This window comes from Ruegeria sp. CG1, assembly GCF_056537265.1.
The window spans coordinates 216,322-236,743 of the sequence record NZ_JBQFRF010000004.1 but is presented as its reverse complement, the minus strand read 5'-3'; the positions used below and the strand labels follow the sequence as shown (position 1 = coordinate 236,743).

The following is a 20,422-nucleotide window of genomic DNA, read 5'->3' as shown; positions in this document are numbered from 1 at the left end:
ATCAATCAGGTATCAATCCGCAGAATGGTCGAAACCGCACCACGCAAGCCTTCGGACCAGCGCAGGCGGATATCGCTCTGGCCCGATCCCTGTCGCAGCTCGACATATGGCGCGGTATATCGCACCGCATTCAACGATGTCCTGAGGCTTCCCAGAGCCACAACCGCATCACACCCGCGCGCCCTGCCCCCGAACGGCAATTGGCCCTGCGAACTGACGGTCCAGGCTGATGACGGTGAGCTTTGCGTGTGCTGCAGCCGCAATGGATTGGCGCAAGGCGTATCGATGCCGTGGAACGTATTGTTCTCGAAACACACCCTCTTGTGCCTTTCCGGGTCGAGATCGGCAAAACTGGTATCGACCCGGTCCACTCGGTCAATCCGCACGTTGTTGACGCGGAACTTGTTGCCGGTCACAGTCAGCCCGTTCAGGAAATGCCCCGTGCCATGGGGGCGGATCACCAGATAGCTGAACCAGGGGGCAACATCGCTGGCATAAAAGATGTTATCCGTGATGCTCAGCGCGCTGAACGAGAAGCTGGTGAAGTAATCCGGGTTGGCATCGTGTTCGTTGGTCCATTCGATAAAACAGTTATCGACATAGTTCTCGGCGATGGACGAACTGTTATAGCCGCCGATGATCACCAACCCGGCGTTGCGCACCCCGTTCGCGACGTTGTCGCCCTGGAAGAAGTGGTTGCCCAGCACCAGATTGTTGTCGCCGCTCAGCACCGCGAAATGATGGAATCGCGTGGCCCGGTTGTGGCGCAGCTTGACGTCGTTGGCATTGGCGTTCAGCGCGATTGAGCTTCGGTCCGGCACGTCCAGACTTTCCTCGGTCGATAGGAACTGACAGCCATCGATCAGCATCCCCTGACATCCGCGCCCGATTGATGTGATACCCCGGTCCTTCGGGCGACTGATGAAACAGTCTTTCAGTACAAAAGTGTTCCCGCCCGGAGACAGCCGGATCGCGCTGCACCGACCGTTACACTGGAACTCGATCCCTTCCATGTTGAACTTCTGCAGCGCACTGAAACCGCTGAAATCTAGCAGGTACTTGAACGATGTGAAGGTGAAGGTCTGCGTCCCTGCGGCATCATAAGTCGGCGCACTCAGCGTGATTTCACCGGTGCTTTCGTTTTTCGACCGCACATAAACCTCACGCCCGACCCCGCTGCCGGTGACCAGCGAACCCACCGGTATATTCACCACATTGGCCACGTTGGTTAGCGTATCAGGATCAGACGGGCTGTAGGTCGCGACCGAGGTGAAGGTTTCGGTATCCCAATTCGAGCTACTTTTGACGTCAAACTGCCCGTTGCGCACCACTCGACGGGTGGCATAGCCCGTCCGGTTCGGCACTGCTGCCGCCATATCGATGGGCTCGGTCACTGCGATCTTGCGCCCGCCCAGATCCAGCGATTCATGGTCCGAGCTGTTCAGCAACGCCTGAAACGCCTTTTTAAACGCCAGCATTTCATCACCAAAGGCGGTGATATAGGTGGGCAGATCGAAATTCTTGGTCAGCAGCAGCATTTTGTCGACCGGCATCGTGACGGTGCCGTCAAATGCGACCTCGGACGCCATGTTAGTGTTCTCTTCCAGCCGGAACTCACCTTGCGGAATATAAACCTTGCGCCCGTTCGCTGCCTGATCCGCCGCCTCAAACGCTGACGAGTCATCGGTGACCCCGTCACCCACAGCGCCGAAATCGCGCACGTCGACCAGACCAATCAAATCGCGCAGGAAGACCGAGGTCACATCGGTGATCTCGATATCATCCACCCGCACCACCGCGCCGTTGGTGCCTTCGATATCCAAACCAAAGTGTCCATAAAGCGCCGCATTGCCCCATGGCATGTCCACGCCGGGGCGCAGGCCCGTGCCCACGATGGCCGTCACCTCATGCACGGTGCCATAGCCGGTCAGCTGCACCGCCGGACCCTGCTCGGCCAATCCGTCCACATGCGCATCTCCGGCTCCTCCGGCCCAGCCGGCAATCCGCACCTCGGGAAGCGGCCCGCTGATCGCCTTCACCCGCGCCTTGATCTGCAAATAGCAGCCCGGCAACAAAGGTGTCTGCCCCATATAGCGCAGCCGCTGAGGTTCTGCCGTCTTATAAATCTCCAGACAGCCTGCGAAATCCGCATCCGCCGGAACGAACACCCCCGTCCCCGACCCCTCATAGGTCGGAGAGCCCGGCGTGCCGTCGCCACTGGACCAGACCCCAAGACCAGCCGCATAGGCGGGCGGCATGAACACGATGCCGTCGGTGATTGCCTTGTTCATGTAAAATCCCTTTCCCAATCGCGCCAAGCACGCGCGCCAAAACCCGATACTGCCCGGGCCCTGAGCCCAAGCGCTTGGGTCTGAGTATCGAAAAGGGATTAATCGCGGCTCTTACCACCGTGACGATGGTGTTGCATCAGGCCGCCGGGTCGGTGTTGCCCAGCAACTGTACACCGTTGATCTTCCAGCCGTTTTCCTGCCGGATCATCTGGTAGTCCAGCAAATGCACGCGTCCGTCACCATCAGTGATCATGACCTTCTGCCACAGGGCTCCGCTAATCTCGCGCAACTCCAGAAACCTCACATCCGCAGGCCGCCAGACCATAGGATAGCCACGGCGCACCATGATCCCGAAATTCTCGGGATCGCCGAACAGCCGCTGGATATTGGGGCTGGCAAAGGTGAAGGCGGTGGCAAAGTCATCCGCCTTGAAGGCCTGTATCTGCGCCGAGATATTGGCCTCAATCTCGTCACTCTGAGCAAAAGCTCCGGATGCCAGTCCGGCACTCAGGGATACAGCAAGCAATAGTCGACGCATGGGGCCACCTCCTGATGCAAGGGTAGCCCCACACTGGATCAGGTCAAATCAGACCAATTCCCCGGCCAGCGCCTTGTCGATCAGCGCAATCGTCTCTGGCACGCCATACAGCGCGATGAACCCACCGAACCGAGGCCCCTGCGACGCCCCCAGCAGCACCTCATACAGCGACGTGAACCAGCCGCGCAGCGGGTCAAAGCGATCGCGACCAACCGCATATACCACCGATTGCAACGCCTCGTCTTCCACCGGCCCGTCGTAGGCCTCCAAGGCAGCCTTCAGCGCCTCCAGCGCCTCACGCTCCTGATCCGTCGGCGCGCGGTGTTGGCGCGTCGGTTTGACGAAATCGTTGAAATAGCGCACCGCAAAGCCCGCCGCCTGATCCAGGTCAGGATGCGTTTCGGCCGTGGCCTCTGGTGCATAGCGACGGATAAAGCCCCACAGCGCCTCTTTATCCTCGGCTCCCGAAACCGACGCCAGGTTAAGAAGCATCGCAAAGGGCACCATCAGCGTGGATTCAGGCACATTCCCACCATGGATATGCCACACAGGATTGTTCAACTGCCCCTTCAGGTCCTGCACCGGATAAGCCCGCAACTGCTGATGATACTCATCATAAGCTTTCGGGATCACATCGAAATGCATCCGCTTCGCCGTTTTGGGCTTCTGATACATGAAATAGGCCAGCGACTCGGTCGGTGCATAGGTCAGCCATTCGTCGATCGACACGCCATTGCCCGAGGACTTTGATATCTTCTGCCCGTTCTCATCGAGGAACAGTTCATACGAGAAATGCTCAGGCGCACGACCTCCCAAAGCCCGGCAGATCGCGTCATAGATCTTTTCGTTGGTGGCATGTTCCTTGCCATACATTTCGAAATCAACGCCCAAAGCGGCCCAGCGCGCGCCAAAATCAGGCTTCCACTGCAGCTTCACATTGCCGCCAGTCACGGGCAGCGTCCATTCCTTGCCATCCTCATCGTCGAAAGTGACAGTGTAGGTCTCGGCGCAAACCTTCTTCATCGGCACATACAGAACCCGCCCGGTCTCGGGGTGGATTGGCAGGAAGATCGAATAGGTCTGCTGACGCTCTTCGCGCAGGCTTTTCAGCATGATCGCCATCACGTCATCATACTTTTCGACGGCACGCTTGAGGATCTCGTCAAACTGGCCCGAGCGATAAAACTCACGCGCCGAATAGAACTCATACTCGAACCCGAAGGTATCGAGGAACCGGCGCAGCATGGCATTGTTATGTTCACCAAAGCTGTCATGCGTGCCAAACGGATCGGGCACCGAGGTCAGCGGGCATTGCAGATAATCCTGCAGCGCCTCAGGATTCGGCACGTTGGTCGGCACCTTCCGCATCCCGTCCAGGTCGTCCGAGAAACAGATCAGCTTGGTGGGGATATCCGACAGCGCCTCAAACGCGCGCTTGACCATCGTGGTCCTCGCGACCTCACCAAAGGTGCCGATATGCGGCAGACCCGAGGGGCCATAGCCCGTCTCAAACAGCACATATCCCTTCTCCGGAGCGCCCTGCTTATACCGTTTGAGCAACCGCCGCGCCTCTTCAAACGGCCACGCCTTGGACGTCATCGCGGTTTCACGCAGGTCAGACATTTGGATACTCCATCGGGAAACGTGCCAGACACCCCATGCGCCCGGACCGGCCCCTGTTATTGTGCAGGTGCAGTATGAGTCAATAAAGGGTGGTGATTTTCATGCCTCTATGAGCATGAATACCATGCCATCAATATCTGCTCTGAATTACGAATGTCCGCAACGTGGGATTGCCGCCTTTGACTTGCTAAGACAAACTAGCGACCGCGCCGACAAATTCGGTCCACCGCTCGCGATCCACAAAGCCATAATGTCCCGCACCCGACCACTCATGCGCTGTGCAGTCGCGAAGTTCGGAGCAAAGGTGTCGCGGCATATCCGGCGAGATAATGTCGTCCGCCGTACCATAATACATTTCCACCGGTTGCTGGATGTCACCTGGCGAAAAGCCCCAGTCCCAAAGAGCCATCGTCATTTCGAAAACTCCTTCCTCGTGTTGCAGATAACCAAGACGAAAGTTTTCTTCGAACAAGGCTTGCTGCTCTGGATTGCGGAGCATTGTTTTGGCTTCATTGGGCATTTGGTCAACGACAGACTCCACATATGAAGGGATGTCTTTCAAAGCACTATTAGCGCCAATACGCTCTGCCCATCGGATCAGTAAGCTCAGGTGGCGCAATTTTGCGATGGTTTTCAGATCCTTCAGTACCAGCATCTTGGTGACACCGGGCTCATCGAATGGTGCCACAGGAGAAGCGAGCGCAACTTTACGCACACGTTCAGGCATGTGAAATGCTACAGCCAAAGCGTGGGGGCCGCCTCCGGAATGGCCCGCTACATTGAATGTATCGAGGCCAAGTTGATCCGCCAGATCCTCCATATCAGCGCCCCAATCCACCATTCTCCGATCCTTCTTCGGGCTCGACCCTCCAACACCCGGTTCGTCGGCAGAAATCCAGTGTACGCCGAGCGAAGCGGTCAGACTGTCGTCAGGATGACGAATTACGTGAGAGTCGGAAAACCCATGGCTGAAAATCACTGGAGTTCCATCTGGGTCGCCGTAAGTGCTGAATGCAAGCGTTCTGCCATCTCTAAGAGTTATATGATTGGTCAAGTTGTTCTCCAAAAACGAAATAACTTTGTGTGGTGAGTTCATTGGACTGCTGGCATAGATTTAATCCAAGAGTACGAGCCGATCTCACCTCTTTTGCACCATAACTATTGGTCCGCATAATGAAACGCCGATGTCAGATTGAGTTTTCAACGGACGTTTACATCAAAGCCGAAATCACCCACCTTCATTGATCGCATTCATTGCACCCCAAAACTACCAGTTGAACCTCCCCGCACCCGCTCCTATCGTGCGGCAACAAACGTTTCATTCAGGACGACACCATGACCGAGCAAACCCCACATCCGATGTCCCCGCAGGATTGCCTTGTGGCGATCATGGTGGCGATTTCCGCCTCGGACGAGAACATCCGAACCGCAGAGCTGGTCAAGATCGAAGGCGCGGTCAACATGCTGCCGGTGTTCGCGGGTTACGATATCGACCGAACCCGCCGCGTCTCGCAGATCGTGTTTGATCTGTTTGAGCAGGTGGACGGGCTGGATGCCCTGTTCGGACTGATCCGTGACAACCTGCCCGAACGCCTGAACGAAACCGCCTACGCGCTGGCCTGTGATGTGGCCGCCGCTGACGGCACTCTGGCCGAAACCGAACTGCGTCTGCTGGAAGAAATCCGGTACGAACTCAGCATCGACCGCCTGCACGCTGCCGCTATCGAACGCGGGGCACGGGCGCGGCATACAACCTAGCTACCGTAGAGCGTACCCCAACGCTCAATCAGATTGCGTTGCAATTTGCGAGACCGCCGGTTCCAAGCCCGCGCGCCGTCCGGGCGCTCGCGCGACGCACGCGGGATCGTGGCGCGGTGCGCGGTGTCGGCTGTGAAGATCGCAAAGGCCAGATCCACTCCATCTGCCGTTGTCATGTAACCGCCAAGACCCGAGACGAAGTTCAAAGTACCCGTTTTTGCATCGACCTTGATCGGATGATCCTTGACCGGCTGCCCGTTTTTGTCGGCCAGCGTAAAGGACCGAAGCAACGGCCGCAGCTCCTCTGACTGCCCCGCCGCCACCAGCGTATTGACCAGACCGGCGGGCGCCATACGTGAGGAACCGCTAAGTCCGGAATGATCGACCATCGCGATCCCATCCGCGCCAAAACGCTCTGCCGCCCATAGGTTCATTTCTGCGGCCGAGTCCTCAAGGCTCTGCGGCGCAACCCCGCGCGCCTTGGTGGCCGCCAAACCCACCATTTCGGCGGTTATATTGGTCGAATATCTCAGCATCCCCTTCAGGATGCTTTCCAACGGATCGCTCTGATGCACCACCAGTTCGGTCCCTTGCGGTGCTTGCCGCGTCACCTGCACCCGGCCCAGCACGATCCCATTCACGCGTGCCAGCGTGCGGAACACATCTCCGGCATAAAGCGCAGGCTTGCGTACCGGCAGCCAGCGTGCCCCGCCATTGCCTAGCGCGCCTTTGGCCACGGTCCAGCGATCCTGTCGCGCGCTTGGCTGATAGGTGTAAATCGGCAGGCTGCGGCTCTCGACTCGCATCGATGCCATATCTACCGAAGGCGTATAATTCGCGCTGCGCGCATCCATGGTTACATCATAGCCGGTGCCCTCGCGTTTCCACTCGAAATGCACACGGTTGAAATTCAGGGAAATCCCGCTGATCGACGGGCTATAGCCCAGATGATCCGGCTGCCCCGGATCAATGCTGAAGACGTAGGGCAGCGCACCATCATAGACCTTGAACGCGCCCTTCACCTCGGTGATCCCGGCCTTGCGCAGATTGGCTGCCATTGTGGCCAGCGCGTCTGTATCCAGCAGCGGATCACCGCCACCCGCAAGGATCAGGTCGCCTTTCAGAATACCATTTTCCACCGCTCCATCCGCGATCAAGCGCGTTTCGAACCGATACTCCGGACCCAGCACATCCAGCGCATAAAGCGCGGTCAGCGCCTTGGCGACGCTGGCTGGTGGTAGGCTTTGGCCCTCGCCGAACACCTCCAGCGGCGTTCCGGTTTCCACGTCGGCCACGGCAAAAACAACCTCGCCCTTCAGCCCCGCCGCCTTAACCAGCCGCTCAGCCCCGTTGGGTTGCGGGCCACGCAGCACAGGGCGCAGAGACACCAAAGGCGCCTCGGCCAGACCTGTGCCCGGAACCAGAGACGCCCCTAATCCACCCAGAAACAAACGACGCGAAATTCGATCGACCATGGGTCTATTAGAATCCCAGAGCTTAAATGCAGACAATCACTTGATTAAGATTATGCGCCAAGTGGAGTCATTCGGGCAACACCCCATCGCTCCAATTCCCGCGATTGCGCAACTCGGTCGAACTGACGTCAACCATCGGCACGTTCACAAAACACCACGCCGGAGCATCCGCCCGCCCCAGCAAATGCCGCGCCTGCCCGTCGATACGGTACTTGGCATAAAGCCGAGCCGCCGGAGACATCCGAGCAGAAATCCGGTCCCCAGGCCGCGCCACAACGCCCACCGGCACGCTGTCCATGATCTGTCGCCAATCTTTCCAGCGGTGAAACTGCGCCAGATTGTCGGCCCCCATCAGCCATACAAACCGAACCTGCGGATAAAGTCGCCGCAACGCCGACAGCGTATCCGCCGTCGCCCGCGTCCCCGTCAGCGCCTCAATATCCGTGACCTCAACGCGCGGATGCTGCATCACATCCCGCGCCGCCGCCATCCGCCGCGCCAAAGGCGCAGGCCCCCGCTCCTTCAACGGATTGCCCGGCGACACCAGCCACCACACCCGATCCAGCCCAAACGCCTTCATCGCCTCACGCGTCACATGCACATGGCCTTGATGCGGAGGATCAAATGACCCTCCGAACAACCCCACGACCTGCCCGGGCCCCGCATATGGAATGGTACTGCGTTCCATCCTCTGCTGATGTTCAGAACTGAGAGGTGTTGTCAATCAATCGGCTGCACCACATCGCCAAGCCTGACTTGCCCCGGTTGCACTACTTCGGCACACCATCCCCCATGCCCCCGCACAGCAGAATAGCCGCCTTTGCCCAACGCCTCCTCCATCCGACTGCACGGAGCGCATATCACGGTAAAGCGCAAAACGGCCTCCCCGACCTGCACCTCCCGCCCCTTTAGCGCCGCCAGATTGATCCCCGAAACCACCAGATTGCGCCGCAGGATCTCAGGCTTAACCGATCCTTGCCCCAGATAAGAGCCAATCGCCGCCAGATGTTCCTGCTGGATCAAAGTCACCGCCCGCTTGCCCGCCCGGCTGCGGTCGCCGTCGAGCCCATCGGCTGAGACCCAAACCTCGTTGCGCCCATCCAATTCCGCTCTGCGGCCAGGACGTACACCGATCCATGTCACCCGGCCCGGTTGCGCCCAACCGGCAATCAGTTCCGCAAGTTCTGCCAAAACCCCACCACTCCTTGTCGTGTTGGTTCTACCGGATCAAACGACCACAGAAAATTCACAAAACCACCAGCTTGCCCCGCCCGCTCGCCTCGGATATCCAGCGTTCCAACTTGATTTCCCCGACCCAGAGGACGCGACATGGCTGCCTATCAATATGTCTACCACATGCAGGGTGTCTCCAAGACCTATCCCGGTGGCAAAAAGTGCTTTGAAAACATCCACCTGAGCTTCCTGCCCGGCGTGAAAATCGGTGTCGTCGGCGTCAACGGCGCGGGTAAATCGACGCTGATGAAGATCATGGCGGGCCTCGATACGGACTTCACCGGTGAGGCATGGGCGGCCGAAGGCGCCAAGGTCGGCTATCTGCCGCAGGAACCTCAGCTGGATGAATCGCTGACCGTCCGCGAGAACGTCATGCTGGGCGTGGCCGCGAAAAAGGCCAAGGTCGACCGGTTCAACGAGATTGCCATGGAGATCGCCGAGAACTACTCGGACGAGCTGATGGAAGAAATGACCACCCTGCAGGACGCGATCGACGCGGAAAACCTGTGGGACCTCGACAGTCAGATCGATGTCTCGATGGAAGCGCTGCGCTGCCCACCGGACGATGCCAACATTGCCAACCTCTCGGGCGGTGAAAAACGCCGCGTGGCGCTCTGCAAGCTGCTGCTCGAAGCGCCCGATATGCTTCTGCTCGACGAACCGACCAACCACCTGGACGCCGAGACCATCGCCTGGCTGCAACAACACCTGATCGACTACAAGGGCACCATCCTGATCGTCACCCACGACCGCTATTTCCTGGACGACATCACCGGCTGGATTCTGGAACTCGACCGGGGTCGCGGCATTCCCTACGAAGGCAACTATTCCGCATGGCTGGAACAAAAGGCCAAACGCCTCGAACAGGAAGCCCGTGAGGACAAGTCCAAGCAGAAGACCCTGCAGCGCGAGCTGGAATGGATGCGTCAGGGCCAAAAGGCCCGTCAGGCCAAATCCAAGGCCCGGATCAACGCCTATAACGAACTGGCAGACCAGTCCGAACGCGAAAAGCTGACCCGCGCCCAGATCGTCATCCCCAACGGCCAGCGCCTCGGCGGCAAGGTGATCGAGGTTGAGGGCCTTTCGAAACATATGGGCGACAAGCAACTGATCGAAGGGCTGGACTTTGCCCTGCCCCCCGGCGGCATCGTCGGCGTCATCGGCCCCAACGGTGCCGGTAAATCGACCCTGTTCAAGATGCTCACCGGTCAGGAACAACCCGACAGCGGCACCATCACGCTGGGCGACACGGTCGAGCTGTCCTATGTCGACCAGTCCCGCGATGACCTTGCCGACAACGATACCGTGTGGGAGGCGATCACCGGCGGTGCCGAGATCATCCAACTGGGCGACGCGCAGGTCAATTCCCGCGCCTATTGCTCGTCTTTCAACTTCAAGGGCGGTGACCAGCAGAAAAAGGTATCTTTGCTGTCAGGCGGTGAGCGCAACCGCGTCCACATGGCCCGCCTGCTGAAAGAGGGCGGCAACGTCTTGCTGCTCGACGAACCAACCAACGACCTCGACGTCGAAACTCTGCGCGCGCTGGAAGACGCACTGGTCGATTTCGCCGGCTGCGCCGTCGTCATCTCACACGACCGCTTCTTCCTCGACCGGATTTGCACGCATATTCTGGCGTTCGAGGGCGATGCGCATGTGGAGTGGTTCGAGGGCAACTTCGAAGACTACGAAGAGGACAAGAAGCGCCGTCTGGGACCGGACGCGCTGGAGCCCAAGCGTTTGAAGCATAAGAAGTTTGCGCGGTGAGGCTGGATGCGGGTCGTATTGTTGAAGCAGCAGAAATGGCGATGCTTTCTTAATGATTAGGTTTGCGACGCGCTGCGCACAGATTTCTGCTTTCCTAGTTTGCGGCGCAAGTTGCGCATTGGCTGAAGCGCCAAAGAGGGTCACCACCTTTGCCGCGCCAGCGGATTTCACCTATTTCTTGCAGAAGCACGACGGTGAGCAGGAAAAGTTTGATTTCTCAGACAAATGGGTAGATCCAGAAATGTCTGACGTGATTGTTGCTTTCATCGAAAACCGCGAAGACATCGATTTTGTTCCGGCAAAACTGTACAGTTCATTCCAAACTGTCTTGTCAATTGTTGATACGCATTTCTATCAGTTATCGAGCAGGGTTTTCGGCGAAACGTTGGACTCTGACGTTTACATTGTGTCTGTTTCCAGATTGCACGACAAGTTGGTTGAGGACGGATTTTCGATAGAGCAGGCTCAAAAGGGTGCATTTGTTTCCTGCTTCGCAGCTGGCTTGGTCGAGGATTTTTATCGCCGAGGAAATCTAGATGCAAACCATCGCAAAATCGGTGACACATGTGCGGAACTTCTAGAAAAATAGCAAGTAGGCCGGGCTTCAGCCCGGCAAGCCGCGCAACAGCCGCGACTTCGCCAATATCGGCCATCGCATTGCACCAACCCATATAATCGGCTTGCGGGTCTAGATGAATGCCGGGCTGAAGCCCGGCCTACAAACCACAACCGCTGTTTGAAGCATACGTCGCAAGCGTAGGATGGGGTTTCACCCCATCTCTCACTCAACGATCATACCCGAAAACTCGCACGATCTGTTCCCGCGCACCAAACCACTTGCAAACTCCAACCTCTCAAATGATGGGGTAAGACCCCAACCTACGGCTCTCCGAACGTGCCATCGGTGACCACACCGCTCCACTCCGGATCAACCCGACCTGCACGAATATCGCGATGGATTGACGAATACGGCCAATCGGTGGGGCGCTCGACCAACCCGTGCTTCACCGGATTCCCCCGACAATATGCCATATGATTGCGATAATCCGTTTCATCCCGAATTGCATGCTCCCAAAACCGGCGCTGCCAAATCCCGGCATCCCCTTTCGCAATTTTCGAATCTGTGCGTAAGGTGGGGTTCCACCCCACCACTCCCGACGCCTTCACCCCACGCGTAAACCGCGCCTTAATCGCACCCCACCGTGTCGAATAATCCGCATCCCCCGGCGGCAAGGTCCACACCGCGTGCAAATGATCCGGCAACACCACAAGCGCATCGCACCAGAACGGCCGCTCCCTCTGGGTCACTGCAAAGGCGGCCCGCAAATGCGCCACCTCTCGCACCAGCAAATCCGACGACCGGTCGGCCAAAGACACGGTGAAAAAATACTTGGCCCCGGGAATGCGGACGCGTCGATAATCGCTCATGCTGTAACTTGATCATGACGCGGGTTAACGGATTCTGAATGCCACTCCGACGCGCCAGATAAATAACCGGACCTTATCAAAGCTCTGCTAACTAATAACCAGAACCATCGGCGGATTTTTGTACAAGACGGACGATTCCGCCTCAAACCCTTGTACAATCCATACAATCCGCCCTTGCCACACCGTCTGACCGATGCCATATCCAAGAGGCTTACGTTTTTCTATTTCGACCTGCAGTCTCCTTCTACGGCGCTCAGTCTATCGATACAGACAACGACGCCGGGCTGCCGCATCCACGTGGGCAGCACTAAACAGGAGACAACGGATATGCCCGCAGGCACCGTAAAATGGTTCAACACCACCAAAGGCTATGGCTTTATCGCACCCGAAGATGGCGGCAAAGACATCTTCGTACACATCTCGGCTGTCGAGCGTTCGGGCCTCACCGGTCTGGCCGACAACCAGAAGGTCACGTACGAGCTGCGCGCTGGTCGTGACGGCCGCGAAAGCGCCGACAATATCGAACTGGCCTAAGCCATTCAAAGGGCGGGATTTTTCCCGCCCTCTCCGCTATGCCCGCGCCCCGTGTGTGGCATAGGGAATACATCACAATCGGGTTATTCCTCCCCGGTGATTGACCAAATCCGCTATCATTTCAAAACTAGCGTTATGATTTCTTTGGTCATTTGAGGGATGTCGCCATGTTCACACGCCGCGTATTTCTGGCCGGTACTGCCGTCAGCCTGCTTCCGGGCGTTGTCAGCGCCAAGAAAGCGCTCGAGTATGATCCCACGCCACAATTCGTGCGGGTCAAAAAGCAATTCCTACCCGGTCAGCTGCTGGTCGTTCCCCGTTCCTTCTACCTTTATTACATAACCGAACCCCGCAAAGCGATCCGCTATGGCTGCGGCGTCGGCAAAGCCGGACTGGAGTTTACAGGAACCGCAACTATCGACGTAAAGAAGGAATGGCCCACCTGGCGACCGACCGATGAGATGATCGAACGCGACCCGGTGGCCTATGGTCGGTTCAAGGACAACGACTATGTCCAACCCGGAGGGAGCGATAATCCACTGGGCGCGCGCGCTTTGTATCTGTTCCAAAACGGAGTCGACACCTATTTCCGCATCCATGGCACCACACAACCGCAAACCATCGGTCGCGCGGCCTCGAACGGCTGCATACGGATGCTGAATGAGCATGTAATCGATCTGTACAACCGGGTGCCGATTGGAACCGTGGTGACCGTGGTCTAAGCCGCCGACCAATCCACATCGTCGGCTTGTTCAATCCTCAGGCGACCTTTTGGCCATGGGCGCATCAGCTTCTGTGCCTCTTCTTCGGATCCATGTAACCAGCAATCCACATCCTGCGACCCCAGCAACACACCCATACGGTGGTGGATCGGCTTTACATCGGCATTTGGCTCGCAGGTGACTGCGGCGACCTGATCCACACGCTGCCCACCAGGGGCCTCCCAACTATCCGTAATTGCAGCAAATAACAGCGGTATGCCATCCTTCGCTGCGATACGCCATGCAGTTTTGCGCCGTTTCTCTCCGGTCCACTCGTACCAGCCATCAACTGGTATAACTGCGCGCCCAACACCTTCGAATGCGCTTTTGTCAAAAACCGTTTCAGAGCGAGCGTTGATAATGGTCTCCATCACCGGACGTCCGCGCGCATTGACCCTGCCGACCGGGATCATCCCCCATCGCATCATCTTCAAGCCTTCACCGGTCAATACCGTCACCTCCTGACCCGGTTGAATATTTCTGCGCGGGGGCTGAGGCCCTACGTTATCTTTCACATTCAGGAACTTAACTATCTCGCCAATTGGTCGTGTGAGAAAAAACCGGCCTGGCATAGGACCCCTCCTAATCAGTAGCGCGCTCCGCTAAAGCCAGTACAAAAGGTCCTAGTGCGTCAACGATCAGCGCAACGCCTTGGGCATTTGGATGGATGCCATCAGATTGCATGAACTGGCGCGCGACTGCAGGATCGCCCTCGGTCGTGAGCCCGTCAAAGAAGCTTTCCGCATAGATCGCGCCATACTGCTGCGCCAGTTCCGGATACATGGCATCGAAACTTTGCTTGTAATCCGACCCATAGTTCCCGGGGGCTTGCATGCCGATCAGCAGAACTTCGACATTCGCAGCTTCAGCGGTGTTCAGGATTGCCTCAAGATTGGCGCGCGACACATCCGGATCGATACCGCGTAACAGATCATTGCCGCCGAGGGCTACAATCATGCCATCGACCTCTGGCGTCAGAGTCCAATCAACGCGGGAGGCTCCTCCTGCGGTCGTATCCCCGGAAACACCGGCGTTGATAAGCTGAATATCCGCCCCTTCCTCCTGCAACCAGCGTTGCAGTTGGGGCACAAACCCGTCTTGTTGCGGAAGTCCATATCCTTGTGTCAGGGAATCTCCGAGCGCCGCAATCACCACCGGCTCAGCCGTCGCGGCAAATCCGCAACAGATGAACACGCCTGACATCAAACCCTTGCGCAGCTTCTGTATCGCGCCATATCCCAATGGACTGTACCCCTCTTGATGGCCTGATCGATGACGACACCCGTTCTCACCCTCCAAGATGCCGCATTATCGCTGGATGGCAATGCCGGAAGAGTGGATATCCTGCACGACATCACTTTGACTGTGAGCAAGGGTGAAACTCTGGGGCTGATCGGTCCCTCTGGTTCCGGAAAGTCTTCGCTACTGATGCTGATGGGCGGCTTAGAACAGGCAACCGGCGGACGTGTTACCGCATTGGGTCAAGATCTAACGAAAATGAGCGAAGATGCGCTGGCACGGTTCAGAAGAGATGCCATGGGCGTAGTGTTTCAGAATTTCCACTTGATCCCGACGATGACCGCGCTTGAGAACGTGGCGACCCCGTTAGAACTCGCGGGACACAAAGATGCTTTCCAGCGCGCCGCGGCCGAGTTGGAGGCCGTGGGCCTTTCACATCGTATCGATCACTACCCGGCGCAGTTGTCAGGCGGCGAGCAACAGCGTGTGGCGCTGGCCCGCGCTTCGGCCCCGCGCCCGCATATATTACTGGCAGATGAACCAACGGGAAATCTGGATGAAACCAACGGTTCAGCAATCATTGATCTGTTATTCGGACTGCGGGACCGTCACGGGGCAACTCTGGTTCTGGTCACGCACAGCCATACGCTGGCTCAGAAATGCGACCGCGTTGTGCGCTTGCGCGATGGGCGTATCGCCGAGGAATCCCAGCGTGAGGCCGCCGAATGAGCCTGCGTCTGGCCGGTCGCCTGGCCCGGCGCGAACTGCGCGGTGGGTTGCGCGGGTTTCGGGTGTTTCTGGCCTGCCTGGCTTTGGGTGTTGCAGCAATTGCTGCGGTTGGCATGGTGCGCCAAGCCATTCAGACCGGATTGCAACAAGAGGGCGCGTCGCTCTTAGGCGGCGATGCCCAGCTGGAGTTCACCTATCGCTTTGCAAATGATGAGGAACGTGACTGGATGGCGGACACCGCGCAAGCAGTGTCGGAGGTCGTCGATTTCAGGTCCATGGCCGTCACGGGTGATGGCGCAGGCGCGCAACGGGCGTTAACTCAGGTGAAGGCCGTGGACGGGGCCTATCCGCTGTTGGGATCGGTGGCTCTGGAACCCGCAGTTTCTTTGCCCGAGGCCTTGGCGGGCGCCGATGGGCTGCCCGGCGCCGTGATGGCTCCGTCCCTGATTGACCGCCTGAACCTTGCGATTGGGGACCAATTTGATCTCGGCACGCAGAGGTTCGTTTTGATGGCCTCGCTGGAACACGAACCGGATGGTGCGGCAGATGGGTTCTCGCTGGGACCGCGCACGTTGGTTCGAACCGAGGATTTGCAATCATCGGGCCTGCTGGCTCCGGGTACTTTGTTTTCCACCAAATACAGGATGAACTTGCCGCAAACCGCCGAGTTGGAGGCGCTGTCGCAGCAGGCCAGGCAGGCCTTCGAGGGAACCGGCATGCGCTGGACTGATGCCCGCAATGGTGCGCCGGGGATATCCGAGTTTGTAGGGCGCCTCAGCGCGTTTCTGGTGCTGGTTGGTCTATCCGGATTGGCGGTTGGGGGGATCGGCGTATCGGCTGCCGTGCGCGCCTATCTGTCCCAGAAAACGGAAACCATTGCGACATTGCGGACTTTGGGCGCTGATCGGGCCACAATCTTTCAGACATACATGATCCAGATCGCCGTTCTTTCAGGCGTTGGTATCGTCATGGGTTTGACCCTGGGCGCGGCGCTTCCAATGCTGCTGGCACCGGTTATCGAAACCCAACTGCCGATCCCTGCTGTATTCTCGCTATATCCGCAGCCCCTGTTCGAGGCCGCACTTTATGGTGTGCTAACCGCGTTCCTGTTTACGCTTTGGCCTCTGGCCAGAACCGAGGAGGTGCGTGCGGCAACATTGTTCCGGGATGCGCTGACTTCGGCAAGCAGCTTCCCGCGCTTGATTTATGTAATTGCGACTACAATTGGCCTGGCCGTACTGATCGGAGCCGCCGCTTGGTTCAGCGGTTCAACCCGGTTGACTCTCTGGACAAGCGCAGGTCTGGCGGGGGCGCTCACTTTGCTGACCCTTTCTGCCTTTGCCATTCGCAAATTGGCCCGCGCGGGCGCTCCTTGGGCCAGAGGGCGTCCAGCCCTGCGGTGGGCGTTGTCCGCCATCTCTGACCCACGCGAAGGGGCAGCGTCGGTGGTTCTGTCCCTTGGGCTCGGCCTGTCGGTCCTTGCAGCGGTGGGACAAATCGACGGCACCCTGCGCAATGCGATCTCGGGGAACCTGCCAGAAGTGGCACCCTCATATTTCTTCGTCGATATCCAGAAGGATCAGATGCCCGGGTTCAGCGAACGTCTCGACACTGACCCTGCCGTCAGTCGGGTAGAAAGCGCTCCGATGCTGCGTGGGATCATTACCAAAATCAATGGGCAACCCGCGCGCGAGATTGCAGGCGATCACTGGGTTCTGGACGGCGACCGGGGCGTGACCTATTCCGCCCAACCGCCACAGAATGCCCGCGTGACCGACGGAGAGTGGTGGCCCGAGGATTACAGCGGCCCGCCGCAGGTCAGCTTTGCCGCCGAAGAGGCCGCCGAGATGGGGCTGAAACTGGGTGATGAACTGACCGTTAACATCCTGGGCCGCGATATCACCGCTGAATTGACATCTCTGCGCGAGGTTGATTTCTCCACCGCTGGAATGGGATTTGTCATGTCGATGAACCCCTCTGCGTTGGCAGGTGCTCCGCACAGCTTTATCGCGACCGTTTATGCAGAAGAACAGGCCGAGGCCGCCATCCTGCGGGATCTGGCCGGACAATTCCCAAACATCACCGCTGTTCGGGTCCGAGATGCCATCGACCGGGTATCTGGACTGCTGGCAGGGCTCGCGGCTGCCACCTCATACGGGGCGGGCGTGTCCCTTTTGACCGGGTTTCTGGTGCTGATCGGCGCCGCTGCCGCAGGCGAACCGGCGCGCAGGTATGAGGCTGCGATCCTCAAAACTCTGGGTGCAAACCGGGGGCGCATTCTGCGCAGCTTTGCCCTGCGCGCGATCCTGTTGGGGGCGGCCGCGGGTTGCGTTGCTTTGCTGACCGGAATTCTGGGCGGTTGGGCCGTGGCCACATATATCTTCGACACAGAGTTCGCGGTCATCTGGCGATCCGCGCTTGGGATCGTCATCGCCGGTGTTGGCGTCACATTAGGCGCGGGCATGGTTTTTGCCCTGCGCCCGCTGTCAGTACGTCCGGCGCGTATCCTACGCGCCAGCGACTAAGCTGAGCGCATACAAGCGACCGGCTGCAATATCTTCAACAACTGATCGTTGTCGCACACCAACGCATCGAGCGTGATTTCATCAAGCGAGGCATAGAACACCTCAGCCGCGTCCTGCAGCGCCAATCGCAGACGGCACGCATCGGTCAGTGGGCAGGTGTTGTCGGCATCCGCAAAACACTCGGCAATCGGCAATCCGCCTTCGACATGGCGAAACACGGACCCGACCCGGATCTGATCCGCCGGGCGCGCGAGCGTCATGCCGCCATTGCGGCCGCGTTGTGTGCTGAGATAGTCTAGCTGGCTCAGTTGGTTGATCACCTGTGCCAGATGGTTTTCTGAAATATTACAGACATCGGCGATCTCGGCCTTCGTGACCAGCCGTTCCTGATGTGCGGCGCAATACATCAAAACACGCACCGCGATATTCGTCCGTTTGGTAATCCGCATTAGGGCCTCCCGAATCTCAAGGTGAAGCTTTATTGCATGTCTCGTAAAAAGACTGTTTGACATACATCAATCGTCAAAGAAGGACGCGACCCGCATGGCAGACCCTTATTTCTTCGGCTATGGCAGCCTCGTGAACCTATCGACGCATGATTTCCCCGACCCGCGCCCAGCGCGACTGAAAGGTTGGCGACGCGCATGGCGGCACACGGATCTGCGCCCGGTGGCGTTTTTGACCGCTGTGCCGGATGCTGATTCCGAGATCGATGGTATGATCGCCCATGTTCCTAAAAACGACTGGGCCGCGTTGGATGAAAGAGAATGGGCTTATGACCGCGTTCCAGCCACACGGTCGGTCACGCACACTCTGACGCAAGAGGTGGAAATCGCTGTCTACGCAGTCCCGCATGATCGACACACCGCGCCCAGCAATCACCATCCCCTATTGCTCAGCTATATTGATGTTGTCGTGCAAGGGTATCTGCGGGCTTTTGGACCAGAGGGCGCCGATCGCTTCTTTGCAACAACCGATGGTTGGGATGCTCCGATTTTGAACGACCGCGCCGAGCCCCGTTATCCCCGTCACCAACAATTGAAGCAGGCCGAGACCGAATTCGTGGATGACCGCCTGCAACGCGTTTCGGCGCAAGTTTTGCGACCCGGAGAACAAAGAAAGGCAGGTGATTTACCTGCCTCCTTCGTATTCTAAGCACTGACCCTGAAGTCAGCCGCGAGCGCGGATCACCTGCAACAGCGGCAGCAAGGTCGCCATTTCGGGCCCGCGCTCCATCCCCGTTAGCGCTTTGCGCAGCGGCATGAACAGGCCTTTGCCCTTGCGGCCTGTGGCCTCTTTCACGGCCTTGGTCCATGTGCCCCAAGTTTCCCCATCGAATGGGCCTTCGGGCAGCAATGAGACAGCCTGAGCGATGAACTCACGGTCCTCGTCAGCGATCAGGGGTTCGGCCCCATCACGACACAATTCCCACCATCCCTCGAGATCGCTTAGCGTCGTGATGTTTTCGCGCGCCATGGTCCAGAAAGGCTCGGCCAGTTCAGCAGGTACACCTGCTTTAGCAACGGCATCGGCCACATCGGCCAGCGGTAGCGATTGCAGGTGCTTCGCGGTCAGCGGGAACAGGTCCTGCACGTCGAACTTGGTTGGGGCCGCACCGAAGCGTGTAACATCAAAGCCGTCGATCAACTCTGACATATCCGAGCGCAACTCAACCGGATCTGACGACCCCAGACGCGCCATCAGGCTCAGTAAGGCCATTGGCTGCACGCCCTGCTCTCGCAGATCGCGCAAGGCCAGAGTGCCCAAGCGTTTCGACAACGCCTCTCCCTGCGGGCCAGTCAGCAACGAGTGGTGCGCAAAACGCGGACAGGTGCCGCCCAACGCCTCGATGATCTGAATCTGCGTTGCGGTGTTGGTGACATGGTCCGAGCCGCGCACGACATCGGTTACGCCCATCTCGGTGTCATCGACCACAGAGGCAATCGTATAGAGAACCTGACCATCGCCCCGGATCAGCACCGGGTCGGATACTGAAGCTGCATCGATCGAGATGTCGCCCAAAATGCCATCGTTCCATTCGATACGCTCGTGGTTCAGTTTGAACCGCCAGACGCCATTGCCACGCTCAGCGCGCAGGGCTTCTTTCTCGGCGCCGCTGAGGTTCAGCGCTGCACGGTCATAGACCGGCGGCTTGCCCATGTTCAGTTGCTTCTTGCGCTTGAGGTCGAGCTCGGTGGGCGTCTCGAACGCCTCATAGAACCGGCCCATCTCGCGCAGCTTGTCGGCGGCCTCGGCGTAGCGGTCCAGACGCTCCGACTGTCGCTCAACCCGGTCCCAATGCAGGCCCAACCACTCCAGATCCTGCTTGATCGCGTCGACATATTCTTCCTTCGACCGCTCAGGATCGGTGTCATCGATACGCAAGATGAACGTACCGCCGGCTTTGCGGGCGATCAAATAGTTCATCAGGGCGGTGCGCAGGTTGCCCACATGGATGTAACCGGTGGGCGACGGGGCAAAACGGGTCGTGGTCATGGAAGTCTCCTGTTGGCGCGGCTCATCT

The 20,422-nt window shown here is 58.4% G+C and carries 20 protein-coding genes; 8 read left to right on the top strand and 12 right to left on the bottom strand.

Going from position 1 to position 20,422, the window contains the following annotated elements:
• Positions 1–5: 5 nt before the first annotated feature.
• The 4 genes from ACR0AU_RS13495 to ACR0AU_RS13480 all read right to left on the bottom strand — a co-directional run bounded on the left by ACR0AU_RS13495 (position 6) and on the right by ACR0AU_RS13480 (position 5,506).
• A complete protein-coding gene (locus tag ACR0AU_RS13495; RefSeq protein WP_170733621.1) occupies positions 6–2,291 on the bottom strand; it encodes a glycosyl hydrolase family 28-related protein in 2,286 nt (761 codons plus the stop codon).
• A gap of 136 nt (positions 2,292–2,427) precedes the next feature.
• A complete protein-coding gene (locus ACR0AU_RS13490) occupies positions 2,428–2,829 on the bottom strand; it encodes a DUF4864 domain-containing protein (RefSeq protein ID WP_170733620.1) in 402 nt (133 codons plus the stop codon).
• A gap of 48 nt (positions 2,830–2,877) precedes the next feature.
• A complete protein-coding gene (locus ACR0AU_RS13485; RefSeq protein WP_170733619.1) occupies positions 2,878–4,452 on the bottom strand; it encodes a lysine--tRNA ligase in 1,575 nt (524 codons plus the stop codon).
• A gap of 187 nt (positions 4,453–4,639) precedes the next feature.
• Positions 4,640–5,506, bottom strand: coding sequence for an alpha/beta fold hydrolase (locus ACR0AU_RS13480; RefSeq protein WP_480795797.1), 867 nt, complete (start codon positions 5,504–5,506; stop codon positions 4,640–4,642).
• Between the two features lie 281 nt (positions 5,507–5,787).
• Here ACR0AU_RS13480 and ACR0AU_RS13475 point away from each other — a divergent pair, with 281 nt between their 5' ends.
• On the top strand, positions 5,788–6,210 hold the full coding sequence (locus ACR0AU_RS13475) for a tellurite resistance TerB family protein (protein WP_170395941.1): 423 nt from the start codon (positions 5,788–5,790) through the stop codon (positions 6,208–6,210).
• Here ACR0AU_RS13475 and dacB read toward each other — a convergent pair.
• From dacB to ACR0AU_RS13460, 3 genes are all read right to left on the bottom strand, one after another.
• Complete coding sequence (gene dacB / locus ACR0AU_RS13470; RefSeq protein ID WP_170733618.1) at positions 6,207–7,685, bottom strand: D-alanyl-D-alanine carboxypeptidase/D-alanyl-D-alanine endopeptidase; 1,479 nt, start codon at positions 7,683–7,685, stop codon at positions 6,207–6,209. The two genes, ACR0AU_RS13475 and dacB, sit on opposite strands and share 4 nt — an antisense overlap.
• Before the next feature lie 67 nt (positions 7,686–7,752).
• Complete coding sequence (locus ACR0AU_RS13465) at positions 7,753–8,373, bottom strand: nicotinate-nucleotide adenylyltransferase (RefSeq protein ID WP_170733617.1); 621 nt, start codon at positions 8,371–8,373, stop codon at positions 7,753–7,755.
• A gap of 32 nt (positions 8,374–8,405) precedes the next feature.
• Positions 8,406–8,876 carry an MOSC domain-containing protein gene (locus tag ACR0AU_RS13460; protein ID WP_170395935.1) on the bottom strand — a complete coding sequence of 157 codons (471 nt, stop codon included), beginning with the start codon at positions 8,874–8,876 and terminating at the stop codon, positions 8,406–8,408.
• Positions 8,877–9,014: 138 nt separating this feature from the next.
• Between ACR0AU_RS13460 and ettA the strand changes: the two genes are divergently transcribed.
• On the top strand, positions 9,015–10,682 hold the full coding sequence (gene ettA, locus ACR0AU_RS13455; RefSeq protein WP_170733616.1) for an energy-dependent translational throttle protein EttA: 1,668 nt from the start codon (positions 9,015–9,017) through the stop codon (positions 10,680–10,682).
• Between the two features lie 118 nt (positions 10,683–10,800).
• Positions 10,801–11,271 carry a hypothetical protein gene (locus ACR0AU_RS13450; protein ID WP_170776384.1) on the top strand — a complete coding sequence of 157 codons (471 nt, stop codon included), beginning with the start codon at positions 10,801–10,803 and terminating at the stop codon, positions 11,269–11,271.
• A 290-nt stretch (positions 11,272–11,561) separates the two neighbouring features.
• On the opposite strand, the gene ACR0AU_RS13445 is transcribed toward ACR0AU_RS13450, so the two are convergent.
• Positions 11,562–12,110 carry an REP-associated tyrosine transposase gene (locus ACR0AU_RS13445; protein ID WP_170512969.1) on the bottom strand — a complete coding sequence of 183 codons (549 nt, stop codon included), beginning with the start codon at positions 12,108–12,110 and terminating at the stop codon, positions 11,562–11,564.
• Positions 12,111–12,437: 327 nt separating this feature from the next.
• On the opposite strand from ACR0AU_RS13445, the gene ACR0AU_RS13440 reads away from it, so the two are divergent.
• Positions 12,438–12,644 carry a cold-shock protein gene (locus ACR0AU_RS13440; RefSeq protein ID WP_010442474.1) on the top strand — a complete coding sequence of 69 codons (207 nt, stop codon included), beginning with the start codon at positions 12,438–12,440 and terminating at the stop codon, positions 12,642–12,644.
• Positions 12,645–12,811: 167 nt separating this feature from the next.
• On the top strand, positions 12,812–13,366 hold the full coding sequence (locus ACR0AU_RS13435) for a L,D-transpeptidase (protein ID WP_170733615.1): 555 nt from the start codon (positions 12,812–12,814) through the stop codon (positions 13,364–13,366).
• Here the strand turns inward: ACR0AU_RS13435 and ACR0AU_RS13430 are convergent.
• Together ACR0AU_RS13430 and ACR0AU_RS13425 are read right to left on the bottom strand one after the other, a co-directional pair.
• Positions 13,363–13,977 carry an SOS response-associated peptidase gene (locus ACR0AU_RS13430; protein ID WP_170733614.1) on the bottom strand — a complete coding sequence of 205 codons (615 nt, stop codon included), beginning with the start codon at positions 13,975–13,977 and terminating at the stop codon, positions 13,363–13,365. The genes ACR0AU_RS13435 and ACR0AU_RS13430 overlap by 4 nt on opposite strands.
• A 10-nt stretch (positions 13,978–13,987) precedes the next feature.
• Positions 13,988–14,608 (bottom strand): arylesterase, encoded by a 621-nt coding sequence (locus tag ACR0AU_RS13425; RefSeq protein WP_170733641.1) that lies wholly within the window; start codon positions 14,606–14,608, stop codon positions 13,988–13,990.
• A gap of 69 nt (positions 14,609–14,677) precedes the next feature.
• On the opposite strand from ACR0AU_RS13425, the gene ACR0AU_RS13420 reads away from it, so the two are divergent.
• Positions 14,678–15,373, top strand: a complete 696-nt coding sequence (locus tag ACR0AU_RS13420) for an ATP-binding cassette domain-containing protein (RefSeq protein WP_170395925.1) — start codon at positions 14,678–14,680, stop codon at positions 15,371–15,373.
• Complete coding sequence (locus ACR0AU_RS13415) at positions 15,370–17,898, top strand: ABC transporter permease (protein ID WP_480795796.1); 2,529 nt, start codon at positions 15,370–15,372, stop codon at positions 17,896–17,898. The genes ACR0AU_RS13420 and ACR0AU_RS13415 overlap by 4 nt, the downstream gene beginning before the upstream one ends.
• Here the strand turns inward: ACR0AU_RS13415 and ACR0AU_RS13410 are convergent.
• Positions 17,895–18,347: an RrF2 family transcriptional regulator gene (locus tag ACR0AU_RS13410; RefSeq protein ID WP_480795795.1), complete on the bottom strand. Its 453-nt coding sequence runs from the start codon at positions 18,345–18,347 to the stop codon at positions 17,895–17,897. The two genes, ACR0AU_RS13415 and ACR0AU_RS13410, sit on opposite strands and share 4 nt — an antisense overlap.
• A gap of 94 nt (positions 18,348–18,441) precedes the next feature.
• Between ACR0AU_RS13410 and ACR0AU_RS13405 the strand changes: the two genes are divergently transcribed.
• Positions 18,442–19,053 (top strand): gamma-glutamylcyclotransferase family protein, encoded by a 612-nt coding sequence (locus tag ACR0AU_RS13405; RefSeq protein ID WP_170514025.1) that lies wholly within the window; start codon positions 18,442–18,444, stop codon positions 19,051–19,053.
• Positions 19,054–19,068: 15 nt separating this feature from the next.
• Here ACR0AU_RS13405 and gltX read toward each other — a convergent pair whose 3' ends face one another.
• A complete protein-coding gene (gltX, locus tag ACR0AU_RS13400) occupies positions 19,069–20,394 on the bottom strand; it encodes a glutamate--tRNA ligase (RefSeq protein ID WP_170733612.1) in 1,326 nt (441 codons plus the stop codon).
• Positions 20,395–20,422 lie beyond the last annotated feature (28 nt).